This window comes from Burkholderia mycopellens (assembly GCF_964265025.1).
Lineage (GTDB): Bacteria > Pseudomonadota > Gammaproteobacteria > Burkholderiales > Burkholderiaceae > Burkholderia.
The window spans coordinates 2801007-2817630 of sequence record NZ_OZ183803.1 but is presented as its reverse complement, the minus strand read 5'-3'; the positions used below and the strand labels follow the sequence as shown (position 1 = coordinate 2817630).

At 66.5% G+C, this 16624-nt stretch carries 19 protein-coding genes and 1 pseudogene; 10 read left to right on the top strand and 10 right to left on the bottom strand.

The genetic code is table 11. The features are described from left to right. Positions 1 to 13 precede the first annotated feature (13 nt). A complete protein-coding gene (locus ACPTTC_RS30800) occupies positions 14 to 1048 on the bottom strand; it encodes an MDR family NADP-dependent oxidoreductase (protein ID WP_423395204.1) in 1035 nt (344 codons plus the stop codon). Between the two features lie 92 nt (positions 1049 to 1140). Between ACPTTC_RS30800 and ACPTTC_RS30795 the strand changes: the two genes are divergently transcribed. Continuing rightward, entirely contained in the window at positions 1141 to 1782 is a 642-nt protein-coding gene (locus ACPTTC_RS30795) for a TetR/AcrR family transcriptional regulator (RefSeq protein ID WP_423395203.1), read from the top strand. 197 nt (positions 1783 to 1979) lie between these two features. On the opposite strand, the gene ACPTTC_RS30790 is transcribed toward ACPTTC_RS30795, so the two are convergent. Then, entirely contained in the window at positions 1980 to 2807 is an 828-nt protein-coding gene (locus ACPTTC_RS30790) for an SDR family NAD(P)-dependent oxidoreductase (RefSeq protein ID WP_423395202.1), read from the bottom strand. 99 nt (positions 2808 to 2906) lie between these two features. On the opposite strand from ACPTTC_RS30790, the gene ACPTTC_RS30785 reads away from it, so the two are divergent. The 6 genes from ACPTTC_RS30785 to ACPTTC_RS30760 all read left to right on the top strand — a co-directional run bounded on the left by ACPTTC_RS30785 (position 2907) and on the right by ACPTTC_RS30760 (position 8594). Then, positions 2907 to 3281, top strand: coding sequence for a MerR family transcriptional regulator (locus ACPTTC_RS30785; protein WP_423395201.1), 375 nt, complete (start codon positions 2907 to 2909; stop codon positions 3279 to 3281). A gap of 601 nt (positions 3282 to 3882) precedes the next feature. Beyond that, complete coding sequence (locus ACPTTC_RS30780; RefSeq protein ID WP_175965644.1) at positions 3883 to 4353, top strand: rhodanese-like domain-containing protein; 471 nt, start codon at positions 3883 to 3885, stop codon at positions 4351 to 4353. A 28-nt stretch (positions 4354 to 4381) separates the two neighbouring features. Continuing rightward, a complete protein-coding gene (gene epsC, locus ACPTTC_RS30775) occupies positions 4382 to 5320 on the top strand; it encodes a serine O-acetyltransferase EpsC (protein ID WP_423395200.1) in 939 nt (312 codons plus the stop codon). An 8-nt stretch (positions 5321 to 5328) separates the two neighbouring features. Continuing rightward, positions 5329 to 5550: a helix-turn-helix domain-containing protein gene (locus ACPTTC_RS30770; protein WP_175965646.1), complete on the top strand. Its 222-nt coding sequence runs from the start codon at positions 5329 to 5331 to the stop codon at positions 5548 to 5550. Between the two features lie 136 nt (positions 5551 to 5686). Continuing rightward, complete coding sequence (locus ACPTTC_RS30765; RefSeq protein WP_021156739.1) at positions 5687 to 6619, top strand: family 2A encapsulin nanocompartment shell protein; 933 nt, start codon at positions 5687 to 5689, stop codon at positions 6617 to 6619. Continuing rightward, a complete protein-coding gene (locus tag ACPTTC_RS30760; protein WP_423395199.1) occupies positions 6594 to 8594 on the top strand; it encodes a family 2A encapsulin nanocompartment cargo protein cysteine desulfurase in 2001 nt (666 codons plus the stop codon). The genes ACPTTC_RS30765 and ACPTTC_RS30760 overlap by 26 nt, the downstream gene beginning before the upstream one ends. A gap of 58 nt (positions 8595 to 8652) precedes the next feature. Here the strand turns inward: ACPTTC_RS30760 and ACPTTC_RS30755 are convergent, their stop codons facing one another. The 6 genes from ACPTTC_RS30755 to groES form a co-directional block, all read right to left on the bottom strand. Continuing rightward, complete coding sequence (locus ACPTTC_RS30755; RefSeq protein WP_423395198.1) at positions 8653 to 9546, bottom strand: acetylglutamate kinase; 894 nt, start codon at positions 9544 to 9546, stop codon at positions 8653 to 8655. 48 nt (positions 9547 to 9594) lie between these two features. Next, on the bottom strand, positions 9595 to 10116 hold the full coding sequence (locus tag ACPTTC_RS30750; protein ID WP_226201288.1) for a PTS sugar transporter subunit IIA: 522 nt from the start codon (positions 10114 to 10116) through the stop codon (positions 9595 to 9597). Positions 10117 to 10255: 139 nt separating this feature from the next. Then, the gene (locus tag ACPTTC_RS30745; protein ID WP_226201287.1) at positions 10256 to 10474 is read right to left on the bottom strand and encodes a hypothetical protein; all 219 of its coding nucleotides are present in this window, start codon (positions 10472 to 10474) and stop codon (positions 10256 to 10258) included. Positions 10475 to 10532: 58 nt separating this feature from the next. Next, complete coding sequence (locus ACPTTC_RS30740) at positions 10533 to 10904, bottom strand: DUF6697 family protein (RefSeq protein ID WP_039354345.1); 372 nt, start codon at positions 10902 to 10904, stop codon at positions 10533 to 10535. Between the two features lie 661 nt (positions 10905 to 11565). Further along, complete coding sequence (gene groL, locus ACPTTC_RS30735) at positions 11566 to 13206, bottom strand: chaperonin GroEL (protein ID WP_423395197.1); 1641 nt, start codon at positions 13204 to 13206, stop codon at positions 11566 to 11568. Positions 13207 to 13218: 12 nt separating this feature from the next. Further along, the gene (gene groES, locus ACPTTC_RS30730; RefSeq protein ID WP_175954388.1) at positions 13219 to 13509 is read right to left on the bottom strand and encodes a co-chaperone GroES; all 291 of its coding nucleotides are present in this window, start codon (positions 13507 to 13509) and stop codon (positions 13219 to 13221) included. Between the two features lie 105 nt (positions 13510 to 13614). On the opposite strand from groES, the gene ACPTTC_RS30725 reads away from it, so the two are divergent. Beyond that, complete coding sequence (locus tag ACPTTC_RS30725; protein WP_423395196.1) at positions 13615 to 13929, top strand: hypothetical protein; 315 nt, start codon at positions 13615 to 13617, stop codon at positions 13927 to 13929. An 85-nt stretch (positions 13930 to 14014) separates the two neighbouring features. Here ACPTTC_RS30725 and ACPTTC_RS30720 read toward each other — a convergent pair whose 3' ends face one another. Beyond that, the gene (locus ACPTTC_RS30720; RefSeq protein WP_423395195.1) at positions 14015 to 15034 is read right to left on the bottom strand and encodes a zinc-dependent alcohol dehydrogenase family protein; all 1020 of its coding nucleotides are present in this window, start codon (positions 15032 to 15034) and stop codon (positions 14015 to 14017) included. 134 nt (positions 15035 to 15168) lie between these two features. On the opposite strand from ACPTTC_RS30720, the gene ACPTTC_RS30715 reads away from it, so the two are divergent. Both ACPTTC_RS30715 and ACPTTC_RS30710 read left to right on the top strand, forming a co-directional pair. Next, a complete protein-coding gene (locus tag ACPTTC_RS30715) occupies positions 15169 to 16080 on the top strand; it encodes a LysR family transcriptional regulator (protein WP_423395742.1) in 912 nt (303 codons plus the stop codon). A 67-nt stretch (positions 16081 to 16147) separates the two neighbouring features. Next, positions 16148 to 16252, top strand: a pseudogene (locus ACPTTC_RS30710) (EamA family transporter); the annotation flags it as partial. Positions 16253 to 16260: 8 nt separating this feature from the next. On the opposite strand, the gene csgH reads toward ACPTTC_RS30710, so the two are convergent. Further along, positions 16261 to 16581: a curli-like amyloid fiber formation chaperone CsgH gene (gene csgH, locus ACPTTC_RS30705; RefSeq protein WP_423395194.1), complete on the bottom strand. Its 321-nt coding sequence runs from the start codon at positions 16579 to 16581 to the stop codon at positions 16261 to 16263. Positions 16582 to 16624: the final 43 nt, after the last annotated feature.

The window sequence follows — 16624 nt, the reverse complement described above, 5'->3', positions numbered from 1 at the left end:
GCCAGCCGCAGCGCTACAGTTCGACCAGCACCACGCCTTTGAGCCTGCCCGCACAAGCCTCCTGCAATGCCGCCGGGGCATTGTCGAGGCCACGGAAGGTCGTGCACGGCAGACAAATCGCATCTGCGTGCCGCCATTCGTCCAGGCGGTCCATCCATTCGTCAATCACACCGGGATCGTCTTCGCATGCGCTATAGCCGCGCAGCGTGATGCCCTTGATCGGAAGCCGAAACGTATCGATTTCGGCCGGCGCGATGGAGCTGGCGTGCTCGGCACTCAGTTCCGCGACAAGGGCGCCCAGGATGACGAAACGCGCACCTTCTCGCGCCAGCGCCACGGCGGCGCTCAATTGTTCGCCGCCAACCATATCGACGAAAACATCGATGCCATCAGGCGCAGCGTCGGCCAGTTGCGCGACGAATGGACTACCGTCGCGCACGATCACTGCGTCATAGCCGAGCTCCCGCCTCATCCACGCCGCCTTGTCCGGGCTGCGCGTGCTGCCGATGACTCGCCCGGCACCGAGCCTGCGCGCGATCTGTCCGGCCATCGATCCGATGGCGCCTGCTCCGCTCGATACGAGCACCGTGTCGCCTCGCTTGATCTGTATTCCACGCGTCAGCGCGGCATAGGCGGTCGAGCCATGACCGAGGTAAGCCGCGGCATCGAGGCCTTCGCCGGGCAACGCCTCGCAGCGACGCGCGTCGACGACCGCATAGTCGCGCCATCCCAGCGGATGCAGGACAATCTCGCCTGCCTGCAGTCCGGATTCCGGCCCTGCGGCAATCACTTCGCCAATCGCGGCGTCCGCCAGGGCGTCGCCGGGCTTGAGGGGCGGAAACGGAATGCCCTTGATTTCTTTCGCGTCGCGGCTGGCCATCAGGCGCGTCGACACCGAGACGCGGAACCAACGGTTGCGTAGCAGCACCTGATGGGGCGCCAAACGCGGCAACGAAGTCTCGACAATCGAGAAATGGGCCGACTGGAGCGTGCCCTCCGGGTGGGTGGCGAGTTGAACCTGACGTGAAACGCGGGGATGCAAATCCATGGGGGGCTCCTTCGATCTGGCGCAGGCGGCATCGCCGAGCGACACGTTTTGCCTGCGAAGGTATAGTGAAATTTTTGCGTGAATCCACAGCCATGGCTACTCGCTTTTCCGCTCCCCCTCCGTCGGGCCGCCGAGTCCCCAGGCAGCAGCGTTCGCGCGCCACGGTCGATGCACTCGTCGAGGCTGCTGCTCACGTTCTCGCCGCTCGCGGCTGGGCGAAGTTCACGACCAACGAAGTGGCCCGCGTCGCCGGCGCAAGCATTGGATCGTTGTATCAGTACTTTCCCGACAAGCTGGCGCTGGCCGAGGCGATCCGTGCGCGTCACCTCGGTGCAGTACTCGCCGCGTTGCCGGATCCCGGCGCGTGCGACGACGCCATTCCGCCTGTGACGCGGGCCGCTCGATTGATCGACGGCATCATCGCGATCCATTCGGCGGATCAGAGGGTGCATCGGGTGCTGCTCGAAGAAGTCCCACTCGCGGCGCGCTCAAGCAATGACGCATTCGAGGTGGAATACCTGCGCCGTTACCAGGCGTTGATCCGGCCAGGCGCGCCGCACGCCGCCGACCCGCGGGATACGATTGCCGCCCAGGTGCTCGCTGCGGCCGTAGAAGGCACGGTCCACGCCGCCGCGTCGCGCGGCACGCTCGCGGTACCCGAGGTGCGGCGGGAACTCAACGGCCTGGTATGCGGCTATCTGCGTGAACGCGGCGCCCGAGCCATCGAGCAATGAGGAACAATTGCCTCCAGCATTTGCGGGCATTCCTGAACTCGCCGCACGTGAAGAGGGTACCTGCTGCGTTGGAACTGCCTGCGGACGCTCCATGAGCGTTTGCTCAGCGAACTGGGCAACGAGGTAAGTCGGGTATCCGCCGAAGGCGATCTGCGGATCGCAACGTCGAGAGACTGCCGTGTGTAAACGGCACAGCCCTACGCCTCGATATCCGTTGCCGCGAGCCCCTGAACTTCTCTCGGGCGAAGGATTTTTTCAACGAGGCGAGCCGACATCTGGCGGGTCAATAGTCTCTGCAAGTTCGCAAGCAGTCGATTTCGCGCTCCCACAACCCGATAGCTCAGATTGCGATCGAGCGCCCGCAACGCATCCCGCACCACGTTCGCGACCGGCATCGGCACGCCGACTGCAGCCTCCTTTGCGCCAACAACGTCGAAAAAGGCCGTTTGCGTCGCGCCAGGACATAGCGCGACGACCCGGATGCCCCGATGCCGGTTCTCAGCCCAGACGGCTTCCGAAAATGACAGGAGAAAAGCTTTCGTCGCGCCGTAGACCGCCATATACGGATCGGGCTGGAATGCCGCGGTTGACGCGACGTTGATGACTGCGCCATCGGATCGCGCTTGCATCCCCGGCAGCAGAAGATGGGTCAGCTCGACCGCGGCGATGCAGTTCACCAGAACTTCATCGCGCTGGCGCGTCAGCGGAATCGTTTCAAAGCGCCCGTAAGCTGCGAAGCCCGCATTGTTGATCAGCACATCGACGAACATGCCTGTCGCCTTCAGATGACGATCGATCGTGTTGACGGCGTCGGCCGCGCTCAGGTCGACCGTCAGAAAATTGGCGTCGCACGCATGGTCGCGTCGCAGTTCCGCGGCCAGATCGCGCAGCGTGTCGTGAGAGCGTGCGACCAGCAGGAGTCTCGCCCCGCGTTCGGCCAACGCATAGGCAAACGCGCGCCCGATACCCGACGATGCACCCGTGACGAGTGCTGTTTTACCGCGAAAATCGAAAGATTTGCTCATGGCCTGCTGATGGAGTGGAACGGGAGTTGCACTCTAAACCGTTGACTATAGGCAACGGTCAAGCGTAAATGACGCTCCACGACATTGATTGGAGGCAGCATGCGCATCGGCGAGCTATGCAAGCGGGCGGGTGTATCGCGCGACACCGTCCGTTATTACGAGCGTATGGGCCTGCTGGACAAAACACCACAACCTAACGCGACGAACACTTACAAGCACTATTCGGAACTTTCGTTACAGCGGATACGGCTGATCGTCCACGCGAAGGCGTTGGGCTTCACGCTGGCGGAAATTGGCGACGTTGTCCATGTCTGGGAAAGTCCGACGTTCGGCGTTGAGCAAAAGGTCATGTGCCTGCAAGCAAAGCTCGCGGAACTCGACGCAAAGAGTCTTGCGTTGGTCACGCTGCGAACAGGGTTGCTGAATGCGTTGGCCAAAGTTGGCGGAGAGTGTGTCGAAGATGAAATTGCGTGATGACGCGCGGCCGAGCCAGTGTCATGCTGCCTCGAACAGGGCCGTCAATGGCCGCTTGGATCGCGCGCGAGAGTCCGCGCGATGAGAGCCGGTCGCCAGCGCTCCCACATTAACGCCTTCTGACCGTCTGTATCGTCGATCCGCCACCGCTGTTTCATTGCAACACGCGTCGCTGCCATGCAGCCTCAAGTGTGTTGCATCGACGGGTTGAATCCGCAGCAGATCACCGACACGCAAATACCGGGTTCATGCGCCTGCGCCGCGCAGAGGCTCGTTTTCAAAGACAAGACGACAACCAGGCCGATGGCGTGCTTCTCGCACCCCGGCGCCATGTCGCGATCGCTCTGATTCCCCACCCACTATCTCTCGCACCATGCGATGGCCTCCGGTCGTCGCAAAGCGCCCCACCTGGATCCGCCCGTTCACGTTCCCCGGCTATTGCATTCCTCGCGCCGCTGATTAGGAAATGAATTTTTATTGGTTCTGCTTGCCCGGCCGCACTCGCATAGTGGCGCTGACGGCTATAGACAGCACGCAAGCTGCAACGGCCGCATTCCCGGTGTTTTTTGATCATACGAATCAACGAAAACAAGGAAGTGTCATGACGGTTGCATTGGAACAACGAACCGCCGCGCAGCAGGCGCTCGAAGACGCGCGTGCGGCGGCAGCAGCGGCCGGCACGCCCTATGCGGGCGGCGTCGCACCGGAAGCCGCATGGGCGCTGTTCTCCGCGGGCGACGCAGTGCTGGTGGACGTGCGCACCGCCGAGGAACGGAAATTCGTCGGCCATGTGCCGGAGTCGCTGCATGTGCCGTGGGCAACGGGCACGAGCCTGACGCGCAACCCGCGCTTCGTGCGCGAACTGGAGGCGAAGACCGGCAAGGCGGCCGTCGTGTTGCTGCTATGCCGCAGCGGCAATCGCTCGGCGCAGGCGGCCGAGGCCGCGACGAAGGGGGGCTTTACGCAGGTGTTCAACGTGCTCGAAGGGTTCGAGGGCGACCTCGACGAACGGCAGCATCGCGGCGGCAGCAATGGCTGGCGTTTTCGCGGCCTGCCGTGGGCGCAGGACTGATTCACGGCCGTTACAGGGAGAAAGCAGCATGGCCGCATTCGACATCGACGACATCGTTCAATCGCTGCAGACCGTGCGCCGCGCGTGGCGCGAGAAGCAGCGCCGCTCGCTCGAACCGGGCGGGCGCGACCTGCCGGCGCGCGAGGCACTCGCGCAGATCATCGGCGGGCTGAAGGGCGTGCTGTTCCCGATGCGGCTCGGGCCGCCCGACCTGCGCCAGGAGAGCGAGAATTTTCACGTGGCCCATGCGCTCGATGCGGCGTTGAATGCGCTGCTCGCACAGGTGAAGCTGGAATTGCGCTACGCGGCGCGCCAGCGCAATGCCGACGTGCTGGTCGATAACGTCGATGACGTCGCGTCGACAGCCGTGCAGGCATTTGCCGCGCGCCTGCCCGAGATTCGCCGGCTGCTCGACAGCGACGTGCTGGCCGCATTCCACGGCGATCCGGCGGCCGGCAGCGTCGACGAAGTGCTGCTGTGCTACCCGGGCATCCTCGCGATGATCCACCACCGGCTCGCACACGAGCTGTACGGGCTCGGCCTGCCGCTGCTCGCGCGGATCATCGCCGAGCAGGCGCATGCGGAGACGGGCATCGACATTCATCCGGGCGCGCGCATCGGCGCGGGCTTCTTCATCGACCACGGCACGGGTGTCGTGATCGGCGAGACGGCGATCATCGGCGAGCGCGTGCGCGTGTACCAGGCCGTCACGCTCGGCGCGAAGCGCTTTCCGCGCGACGCGGCCGGCCACCTGGAGAAGGGGCTGGCGCGCCATCCGATCGTCGAGGACGACGTGGTGATCTATGCGGGCGCAACGATCCTCGGCCGCGTGACGATCGGGCGCGGCGCGGTGATCGGCGGCAACGTGTGGCTCACACAGGACGTGCCGGCCGGCGCGAACATCACGCAGGCCGTGCTGCGCAGCGAAGCGAACGCCGCGCCGCGCGCGGCGGCGCGGGTCGCATAGGAGGCCCGATGAGCGACCTCATCCATCACTTCGGCGCCAACGTGCGCAAGCTGCGCGAAGCGCGCACGTGGTCGCAGGAGCAGCTTGCCGAGCATGCGGGGCTGAACCGCTCGTATGTCGGCGAGATCGAGCGCGGCGAGGCGATCGCGTCGATCGTCACCGCCGACAAGATCGCGCGTGCGTTCGACGTGTCGATTTCCACGCTGCTGCCGGGCGTGTACGTCGCCTGAGGCCCCCGTTTCGTTTCCCTTTCGGTTGCACGCGACATGACGGCTATAGCATGTTGAGCCGGCAGGTGCGTGCTTCCGATAATCGTCGAGCGTCGTAAGCAATCCCGTTTTTCATCTAAAGAACCCGGAGCCCCACATGTCGACCGTTGCAAGCGGCACGGCCGCGCTGAGCGATCACGCCGCCCGCCAACTAGCGAACGCTACCAAGACCGTCCCCCAGCTTTCCACGATCACGCCGCGCTGGCTGACCCATCTTCTGCAATGGGTGCCGGTCGAGGCCGGCATCTATCGCCTGAACCAGGTGAAGAACCCGGAAGCCGTGCGCGCCGCGTGCACGCAGCTCGAGGACGAAAGCGTGCTGCCGCAGACTTTCGTGCCGTACGAGGAACAGCCGCGCGAGTATTTCCTGAACGCGGTGAGCACGGTGCTCGACGTGCATACGCGGATCTCCGATCTTTACAGCAGTCCGCACGACCAGATCAAGGAACAGCTGCGCCTGACGATCGAGACGATCAAGGAGCTCCAGGAAAGCCAGTTGATCAACAACCCCGACTACGGGCTGCTGGCAAACGTGACCGACGACCAGCGGATCTTCCCGCTGACGGGCGCGCCGACGCCCGACGATCTCGACGAGCTGCTGACCAAGGTGTGGAAGGAACCTGCGTTCTTCCTCACGCACCCGCTCGCGATCGCCGCGTTCGGCCGCGAATGCACGCGGCGCGGCGTGCCGCCGCCGACGGTCAGCCTGTTCGGCTCGCAGTTCCTCACGTGGCGCGGCATTCCGCTGATCCCGTCGGACAAGGTGCCGGTCGCGGACGGCAAGACCAAGATCCTGCTGCTGCGCGTCGGCGACAAGCGGCAGGGCGTCGTCGGCCTGTATCAGCCGGGCGTCGCGGGCGAGCAGGGCCCGGGCCTGTCGGTGCGCTTCATGGGGATCAACAACCAGGCGATCGCGTCATACCTGATCTCGCTGTATTGCTCGCTCGCGGTCCATTCGCCGGATGCGCTGGCTGTCCTCGATGACGTCGAAATCGCCAAGTTCCATGACTATCCCGACACCTACCGTTAATTCCGGCCTGGCCGGCGGCGACGCGCACGCGCTGCCGCACGCGCCGCTGCCGGCCGGCTTGCCTGACCCGGCGACGCTTGCGCGGCTCGCGTCCGAGTTCTTCGCGACACCGCCCGGGCAGGCCACCGCGCCCGGGCTGTCGGCCGGCAGCGGTGCGGTTGGCGGCGTGCCGTCGGCGTTGCCGGCCGCTGCACCGATCCTCGCGTCGGTGAGCAACCCGGTACCGGGCGGCTCGCCGCTCGCAGGGCCGGGCGGCGCGGGCACCGGCGTGCCCGGTCTCGCGCTCCCGCAAGGGAAAGTGCCCGGCGCGAACCTCGCGCCGTCCGCACCGACGCACGTGCTGTCGCTCGGCAACCGCGCACCCGCGCTCGCGCCGCATGCCGCCGCGCAGAACGGGTTGCCGGACACCGTCGTGTCGATCGCGCCGGCGCTCGAGCCGCGCGTCGGCGGCGCGGCGCTCGGCGTGCCGCAAGCGAATGCGCCGGTGCAAGAAGGCGCGGCGAAAGCATCGCCGTACTACTTCACCGATGGTTCGCTGCAGGGCTGGCAGGCGACGCCGCAGGACATCGTCGTGCCGTCGAACGGCCTCGCATCGCCGGAAGCGTTCGGGTTGCCGGGCGACGACGTGCTGCGCGAGCTGCTCGCCGTGCATCGCGACGTGCCGGTGTCGCGTGCGTCGGGCGCCGACGTGCCGCGCTACTTCATCGACGATGCGCACGCACCCGAGCCGCAGGGTCAGTGGCATCAGGGTGCGCACCCGCCGTTCGACGTGAACGCGATCCGCCGCGATTTCCCGATCCTGCAGGAGCGCGTCAACGGCAAGCAGCTCGTGTGGTTCGACAATGCGGCGACGACGCACAAGCCGCAGGCCGTGATCGACCGGCTCGCGTATTTCTATGCGCACGAGAACTCGAACATCCACCGCGCCGCGCATGCGCTGGCCGGTCGCGCGACGGATGCCTACGAGCATGCGCGGGACACCGTGCGGCGCTTCATCGGCGCGGCGTCGCCGGATGAGATCGTGTTCGTGCGCGGCACGACCGAGGCGATCAACCTGATCGCGAAGACGTGGGGCGTGCAGCATGTCGGCGAAGGCGACGAGATCATCGTGTCGCATCTCGAACATCACGCGAACATCGTGCCGTGGCAGCAGCTTGCTGCGCAGAAGGGGGCGAAGCTGCGCGTGATCCCGGTCGACGATTCGGGGCAGGTGCTGCTCGACGAATACCGGAAGCTGCTCAACGACCGCACCAGGATCGTGTCCGTCACGCAGGTGTCGAACGCGCTCGGCACGGTCGTGCCGGTGAAGGAAATCGTCGAGCTTGCGCATCGTGCCGGCGCGAAGGCGCTCGTCGACGGCGCGCAGTCGATCTCGCACATGCGTGTGGACGTGCAGGCGCTCGATGCGGATTTCTTCGTGTTCTCCGGGCACAAGATCTACGGGCCGACCGGGATCGGCGTCGTGTACGGCAAGCGCGCGATCCTCGACGACATGCCGCCGTGGCAGGGTGGCGGCAACATGATCGCGGACGTGACGTTCGAGCGTACGGTGTTCCAGCCGCCGCCGAACCGGTTCGAGGCCGGTACCGGCAACATCGCGGATGCGGTGGGGTTGGGCGCCGCGCTCGACTATGTGAGCCGGGTCGGTATCGAGAACATCGCGCGCTACGAGCACGACCTGCTTGCGTATGCAACGAGCGTGCTCGCGCCGGTGCCGGGCGTGCGGCTCGTCGGCACCGCGCGCGACAAGGCGAGCGTGCTGTCGTTCGTGCTGAAGGGTTACGAGACCGAGGAGGTCGGGCAGGCGCTGAACGAAGAGGGCATCGCGGTGCGCTCGGGGCATCACTGCGCCCAGCCGATCCTGCGGCGTTTCGGCCTGGAGGCAACCGTGCGGCCGTCGCTCGCGTTCTACAACACGTGCGACGAGGTCGATGCGCTGGTGAGCGTCGTGCGGCGTCTCGCGACGCGGCGCTGACGCCATTCGCTTGCGGCGGCCCGCGCGGGCCGCCGCAAGCGTTCGATCGCTACACGCTTCAGAACCGCACGACCTGCTTCTGCTCGACGCTGAAGCCGTCGCGCAGCACGCTCGCCGAATCCGCGAAGTAGCGGCGGGTTTCCGACAGCAGGTCGGTGTTGCCGCGGCGGCAGAACACGACCCCCGATCCTTCCTCCGTGAGCAGTTCGTCGATCAGCGATTCGGGTTGCCCGATATCGGCGAGATGGACGTTCTGCACGCCGTGTGCGAGTGCATCGAGCGCTTCGCGCACGCAGGACGCGGCAGTAGCGGCCGGGTGCTCGGCAAGCCAGTGCTCGAGTTCCGTGATGCCGTAAAGCCCGGCGAGCTCGCCGAGTTCGCGCAGCAGCGTGCTTTCGACCATCATCACCAGCGTGACGGCGCCCGTGCGCTGCGCGAAGAGGCTGCCGAGCCGTTCGGGGCGCAGCAGGTGATCGTGGCCTGCGTCGTCCGGGGCGACCGGCATCACGACGGGCACCAGACCGTTCTCGAGAAACGCGTTCAGCGCGGTGCCGTCGAAACGTGCGACCGTGCTCGTGCCGGTGCGGTCAGCATCGACGCTCGCCACCAGCAGGCCGCCATCGTGACCGTCGATGCCGATTGCCTTGGCGCCGTGACTGCCGATCAGGCGCACCAGCTCATGATTGACGCCCGCCATCGCCGCGTGCATGGCGTGGATCGATTGCGTACCGGACGCGGCCGGCACGCTCTGGACGACGATCGGTCGAACGCCGGTGAGCGCGAGCAGCGCGACATCCTGCGCGAACGCCTGGCGGGCACGCGCATCGCTCGCGGCGCCGCCCTCGACGATGACGACGGTCTGCCCGTGCAGGGCCTGCATGAACGGCAGCGAGCGCGCCAGGCCGGCCACGCGACGCGACGTAGGGGTGGGACTTTCAGGGTCTGGGAACATGGGAGTCCGATTGGATGAAGGGAATGCCTGTCGCCGCACGGTGCGGCATCAATGCATGCGTTGCATCAGCTGGTGAATCTCGTGCGGCGTCTGCGCGTCGCGCGATGCCTGCCGGAACGGGCGTTCGCTGAAACACCGCGCCGCGTCGGCGAGCAGTTCGAGATGCGCGCGGTCGTCTTCTTTCGGGAGGACGAGCACGATGAATTCGCGCACCGGCTTGCGGTCCGGTGCGTTGAAGGTGAACGGATACCGCGTGCGAACGAATAGCGCGACGGCCGAGCGAAGCCCGTCGACACGCGCATGCGGAATCGCGACGCCCTGGCCAAGGCCGGTCGAGCCGAGCTGTTCGCGCTTGATCAGTTCGGTCCTGATCCGTTCGGCGGATACGCCACTGCTGCGCTCGATATATCGCGCGACGAGGTCGAACAACTGGATCGCGCTTTCGACCGGCACGTCAAGCAGGATGTTATCCGGCGGGCAGGCGGCGGCCAGCCGGGTCGTGTCCGGTGCGCCGCCGCGTCGGCGGGGAAGGTCGGGGTGGCCGCCAGAGGCGGCCTGCTGCGTTTGCATGCGGATCTCTCCGTGTCGGGATGACAGGGAAATCCTAGACAAAACCGCGTAAAGACGGTGTCAGATACGTTGGGGGCCGGCATTAAAATGGTGTATCGATTGCGTCGCGGCTCGCGCGACGCGCTCGATACGCACGCCTTCAGGTGCCCGACAGCACGAACGGCAGCGTCGTCAGCAAGAAGACCGAAATGCCGACGACCGGCGCGCCGAACGCAATCGCCGCGAACGCCACCGCGGCGCTGGTCAGCACGAGCGTTCTCGACACCCGCCGGTGCCGGTCGTGTGCAGCCGCCCTGTCATCGCGGATTGCATCGGTCCGCTCGCCGATCACGTGTTTCCAGAACGTCAGGCCAAGCATGATTGCTCCTGTATGAAAGATGGCCGGAACGGGGCGCGCGATGCGCCCCGCATGCGTATCAGCAGCGCTTGAGCTTGAGCACGCGCGAGATCTGCCCGGGCGTGAAGCTGCTGTTGCGCACGTAAGGCGCGCAGTCGAGCGGTGCGGTGAGCGATTCGCTGACGACGTACTGGCCGACGAAGCGGTACGCGTCCGTCGCCATGCGGATGAACACCGGAATCGCATCGCGTTGCGCGGCGAGCGTCCTGCCGGCCGCTCGCGCGGACGCGCTGCCGTCGCAGAGGATCACGTCGGGCGCGTGCGGGTTGAGGTCCGTGCGCAGGCAGGCGGCCACGACCTTGCCGTTCTTCGTCGGCAGGAACGCCTGCTTGCTGCCGCCGCAGGCGGTGTGGATGAATTCGCGGGTGTACTGCTTGTCGATCTCGAACATGATCGGGCTCCGGTATCGGAAAGTTCCGTTGATTAAATCAGGTATGCGAATCAATGAGGCTGGATCGACAGGCAGGATGCGGGCATGCCGATCGATCGTTGCCGCGGCGGCGGATCGATGGCGCGTCGTGACGGGAATGTCCGCGCGAACACGCTTGCGTCGCGCGAGGCGCGGCTAACGCATCGACGTCGTGTTCAAGCGTGCACGGGAATGACTACGGCGCGCACCGTCCGCCTGCTGGCAGGACGGTGGCTCGGGAAAAGAGAGACGCAGGCGTCCTGCCTGTCAGGCAGAAAAGCAACTCGGAGGGCGAGGACTTCGGATGCGCATGTGCGTGCTCGGTGAGGGATGGGCTGCGAACACATTCTAGTGAACGCATGCGCGGGCGCAAGTAAAAAGGTCGTAAAGGTTTCGGGGGCCATGCGGGATCGCGTCGTGTGCGACGTGCGTTGCCAGAGGTTGACGATGCGCTGGCCCGGGCGGGCGACGCCCATCAGGAGGACGCCGGCGAGTGGAAGCAAGGTGGTGAGGGTGGTCGACGCGGGATGGACGTAACGGCAGACCGGGTTTAAAAAAAACGCGTGACGACTTTCATCGCCACGCGCCGCGGGAGTCCATGAGCGCGCGCGCATGCCGGCGAACCGGCACACGCGCCGCACCGTCAGAAATCGAACCCCGGCCCGCCCGCACCCGGGCCACCTGGAGCCGCCGCCGGCGCCGCGTCCTTCGGCGCTTCGAACACGGTCGCATCGGTCGTCAGCAACAGCCCCGCGACCGACGCCGCGTTCTGCAGCGCCGTACGCGTGACCTTGGTCGGATCGAGCACGCCCGATTCGACGAGGTCGCCGTATTCGCCCGTCTGCGCGTTGTACCCGAAGTTGCCCGAGCCTTCGGCGACCTTCGCGACGACGACGCTTGCTTCCTCGCCCGCGTTCGTGACGATCTGGCGCAGCGGCTCCTCGAGCGCGCGCAGCACGATCTTGATGCCCGCGTTCTGGTCGGCGTTCACGCCCTGCAACTCGCGAATCGCCTGCCGCACGCGGATCAGCGCGACGCCGCCGCCCGGCACGATCCCTTCCTCGACCGCCGCGCGCGTCGCGTGCAGCGCGTCGTCGACGCGGTCCTTCTTTTCCTTCACCTCGATCTCGGTGGCGCCCCCGACCTTGATCACGGCCACGCCGCCCGCGAGCTTTGCGACGCGTTCCTGCAGCTTTTCACGGTCGTAGTCCGACGTGGCTTCGTCGATCTGCACACGGATCTGCTTCACGCGCGCTTCGATGTTCTTCGCATCGCCCGCGCCGTCGATCACGGTCGTGTTTTCCTTGCCGACCTCGATGCGCTTCGCCTGGCCGAGTTCGGCCAGCGTCGCTTTCTCGAGCGTGAGGCCCGTTTCCTCGGCGATGACCTGCCCGCCCGTGAGGATCGCGATGTCCTCGAGCAGCGCCTTGCGGCGATCGCCGAAGCCCGGCGCCTTCACGGCCACCGTCTTCAGGATCCCGCGGATGTTGTTCACGACCAGCGTCGCGAGCGCTTCGCCTTCGACATCCTCCGCGATGATCAGCAGCGGACGGCCCGACTTCGCGACCTGTTCGAGCACCGGCAGCAGGTCGCGGATGTTCGCGATCTTCTTGTCGTGCAGCAGGATGTACGGGCTTTCGATCTCGGCGATCTGCTTGTCGGGATTGTTGATGAAGTACGGCGACAGGTAGCCGCGATCGAATTGCAGCCCCTCGACCACATCGAGTTCATCCGCGAGCGACTTGCCGTCCTCGACGGTGATCACGCCTTCCTTGCCGACGCGGTCGATCGCTTCCGCGATGCGCTGGCCGATCGATTCCTCGCCGTTCGCGGAGATCGTCGCGACCTGCGCGATTTCCTTGCTCGTGGTGGTCGGCCGGCTGATCTTCTTCAGCTCGTCGACGGCCGCCGCGACGGCCTTGTCGATGCCGCGCTTCAGGTCGAGCGGATTGAGCCCGGCCGCGACGTATTTCTGGCCTTCGCGGACGATCGCCTGGGCGAGCACGGTGGCCGTCGTGGTGCCGTCGCCGGCTGCGTCGCTGGTGCGCGAGGCGACTTCCTTCACGAGCTGGGCGCCGATGTTCTGCAGCTTGTCCGCGAGTTCGATTTCCTTCGCGACCGACACGCCGTCCTTCGTGACGACGGGTGCGCCGAAGCTGCGTTCGAGCACGACGTTGCGGCCCTTCGGCCCGAGCGTGACCTTCACCGCGTTGGCGAGAATGTTCACGCCTTCCGTCAGCTTGGCCCGTGCGACGTCGCTGAAAATGATTTCCTTCGCTGCCATGATTGCGCTCCGTTAGTGATTGACGACCGCGACGATGTCTTCCTCGCGCAGCACGAGAAACTCGGTGCCGTCCAGCTTGACGGCCTGACCCGCGTACTTGCCGAACAGCACGCGCTCGCCGACCTGCAGGTCGGGCACGATGCGCTGGCCGTCCGCATCCTTGCGGCCGGGGCCGACGGCGATCACTTCACCCTGATCGGGCTTTTCCGCGGCGCTGTCGGGGATCACGATGCCCGACGCGGTGGTGGTTTCCTGGTCGAGTCGCTTCACGATCACGCGGTCGTGCAAGGGGCGTAGGCTCATTTTTTCGTCCTGTGCTGATCTGTCGAAATTGGCTGGCACTCTTTAACAGAGAGTGCTGACGAGTATAAAAATGCGCGGCGCCGCGATCCAATAACGGATTCGGAAATGCATTCGCGCCGTCGTGCAAAGCGCGTCGCTCCCGCTGTTGCGACACGGCCCGCCGTGCGGCGGGCGTGCAGACCGGGCGAATCGTTCGGCGGCACGTACAGCGTCAGCAACGACACGGGCTTCGCGAACAACGGGCAGTGGAGTGTCGGCGTGCAGTACGAGCAGGGCGGGCTGCTCGTCGGCGCGGCTTTTCCGAATGGGGACAACCCGGATGCGACGTCGGGCGGCGCGATTGCGGGTTCGGGATTGGCCGGCGCCGATGCGAACTTCGCTTCGGCGCGGCTGCGCTGTTGTCGACCTCGAAGCAGTTGATGGTTCACGCGGGGATCCGTCACAAGTTCTGACGGGGCGATGACGGAAGAGGCGGCGGGCCGAACGGCCCGTCGCCTCGATGCGCTTACTGCGCGACGCGAATCACGACCTTGCCGAAGTGTTGCCCCGACTGCAGGTACGCATAGGCCTGCGGCGCTTCGTCGAAGCCGAACACGCGATCGACCACCGGCTTGATCTGCTTCGCGTCGACGAGCCGCACGACGTCATCGAGCATCGCGCGGCTGCCGACCATGATCCCGTGCAGCTGCCGGATCCCGCCGATCAGCGACAGCAGCCCGAGTTCGGGGCCGGCGAAGCTGCTGAGGCCGCCGATCACCGACACGATGCCGCCCATCTTCGTCGCGGCGACCGAGCGCGGCAGCGTATCCTTGCCGCCGACTTCGACGACCCGATCCGCGCCCGCGCCGCCGGTGAGCCGCAGGACTTCGTCCTGCCATTCGGGCGTCGTACGATAGTTGATGGTTGCGTTGGCACCGAGTGCGCGCGCGCGTTCGAGCTTCGCATCGCTCGACGACGTGACGATCGTGCGCAGCCCCGCCGCATGCGCGAGCTGCAGCGCGACGATCGACACACCGCCCGTGCCGAGCAGCACGACGGTCGCGCCGGGCCTCAAGCCGCCGTCGGCGAACAGCGCGTTCCACGCCGTGATGCCCGCGCATGACAGCGTCGCCGCCTCGTCGTAGTTCAGGTGGGCGGGAATCGCGACCAGCGCGGCTTCGTCGGACACGAAGTGTTCGGCCAGCACGCCGTCGAATTGCGCGCCGGGCGACCCGGAGACTTTCCGCGGTGTGGGCGGCCCGTCGGTCCAGTGCGGGAAGTACGTGTTGATCACGCGATCGCCCGGCTTGAAGCGCGTGACGTCGCGGCCGGTTTCGATGACTTCGCCGGCGCCGTCGGCAACCGGAATCAGCGCGTCCGTGCCGATGCCGAGATAGTCGCCGCGCGCGAACATCAGGTCGCGGTAGTTCAGTCCGGCCGAGTGGATCTTCACGACGACGTCGGTCGGCCCGACCGCGCGGCGTGTCGCGTCGATGCGCCGAAGCCCGGCCACGCCGTCGCCCGGTTTCACTTGCCATGCGTGCATGTCGACTCCTTTTCGATATTTCGAGATAGAGCGGACTATCATAGTGTTGCGCATGGGGACGCATTGGCGAGAATTCGGCCGATGCATGTCGCCCCTGCGGAAACAATCACGTGACCCAACCGGAGCGGAATGGCATGGACGAGCGGCTGAGAGGCGTGGCCGAATTTGTCGACGTGGTGGAGTCGGGCAGCTTCGCGGCGGCTGCGCTGCGGCTCGGCGTCACGCGCTCGGCCGTCGCGAAGGTCGTCGCGCGGCTCGAGCGCCGTCTCGGCACCCGGCTCCTGCAGCGCACGACACGCCAGCTCGGCCTGACGGACGAAGGGCTCGTCTATTACGAGCAGTGCCGGCGGCTGCTGGCCGAACTCGGCGAGACGGAGGCCGCGCTCGACGCGGGGCAGCGCGAGCCGGCGGGGCGGTTGCGCGTCAGCGTGCCCGTGCTGTTCGGGCGGCAATGCGTTGCGCCCGTCATGCGGCGCCTCGTGGAGCGCCATCCACGGCTCGAAATCGACGTGTCGTTCAGCGATCGCGTGGCCGATCTGGTCAACGACGGCTTCGACATCGCGGTGCGTATCGGCGAACTGGCCGATACGAGCGCGCTCGTCGGCCGGAAGCTCGGCGTGCAGCGCATGGGCATCTGCGCGTCGCCTGCCTATCTCGAACGTCATGGCCGTCCGGCGGGGCCCGGCGAACTCGCGTCGCACGTCGGCATCGCGTATTCGCGCGGCGGGCAACCGACGCCGTGGCGGGTCGTCGGTGCGGACGGCGCGGTGCACGACCATCGCCCGGCCGGGCGCCTGCGCCTCGACGACCTGCAGGCGATCGCGGACGCGGCCGCCGCCGGCGCGGGGCTCGCGTGGCTGCCGTGCTGGCTGATGGCGCCTTACCTGCGCGACGGCCGCCTCGCGCTCGTGATGGACAGCAACAGCGTGTCGGGCACCGAAGTGTTCGCGGTGCGGTCGGCCTCGCGCCAGGTGCCGTCGAAGGTGCGGGTCGTCATCGATGCGCTCGTCGACGAGATACCGCGCGTGCTGGCGTCCGATGATTGAGGGTGGCGCGACGTTCCCGCGAAGCGTGATCGGCCGACGCGGCGCATGATCGTCGCACGCCGAGGATTCCGGCGGCCCGCTTCGGGAAACGCGCTTCGGCGCCGACGTGCATCCTGTCACCGCGAACCTCGTGCGGTATGCGGTCGGCCTTGCGCTCACCGCGCCGCTCGCCGCACGAGTTCAATTCGATGCCCGATGCGGATTGCAGTCCACTGAATACTCCGCGTGCTCGCCATTGACGTGCAGCACCAGCGTCGCGTTGCAGATGTCGTCCGAGCCGACGCTCAGCCTCAGCGTCGCGAGCGGCCGGTCCTCGCCGCCGGCGAGCCGCGACTCGCCGGAGCGCGTCAGCGTGGCCGATCCTGCTCCGCCGGTCTTGACGATGCGCAGGCTGTACGACACGTCGACCGGTGCGGCCGCCCGCACGTGCGGCACGATGTTCACGCCGCCGGCGCTGGCGGCGATGTCAAAATAGGCGTTGAGATCGTGAATGCCAACCATGATCGTCCCCTGTCGAATGAAAAAAAGGCCGAACGGGCAACCG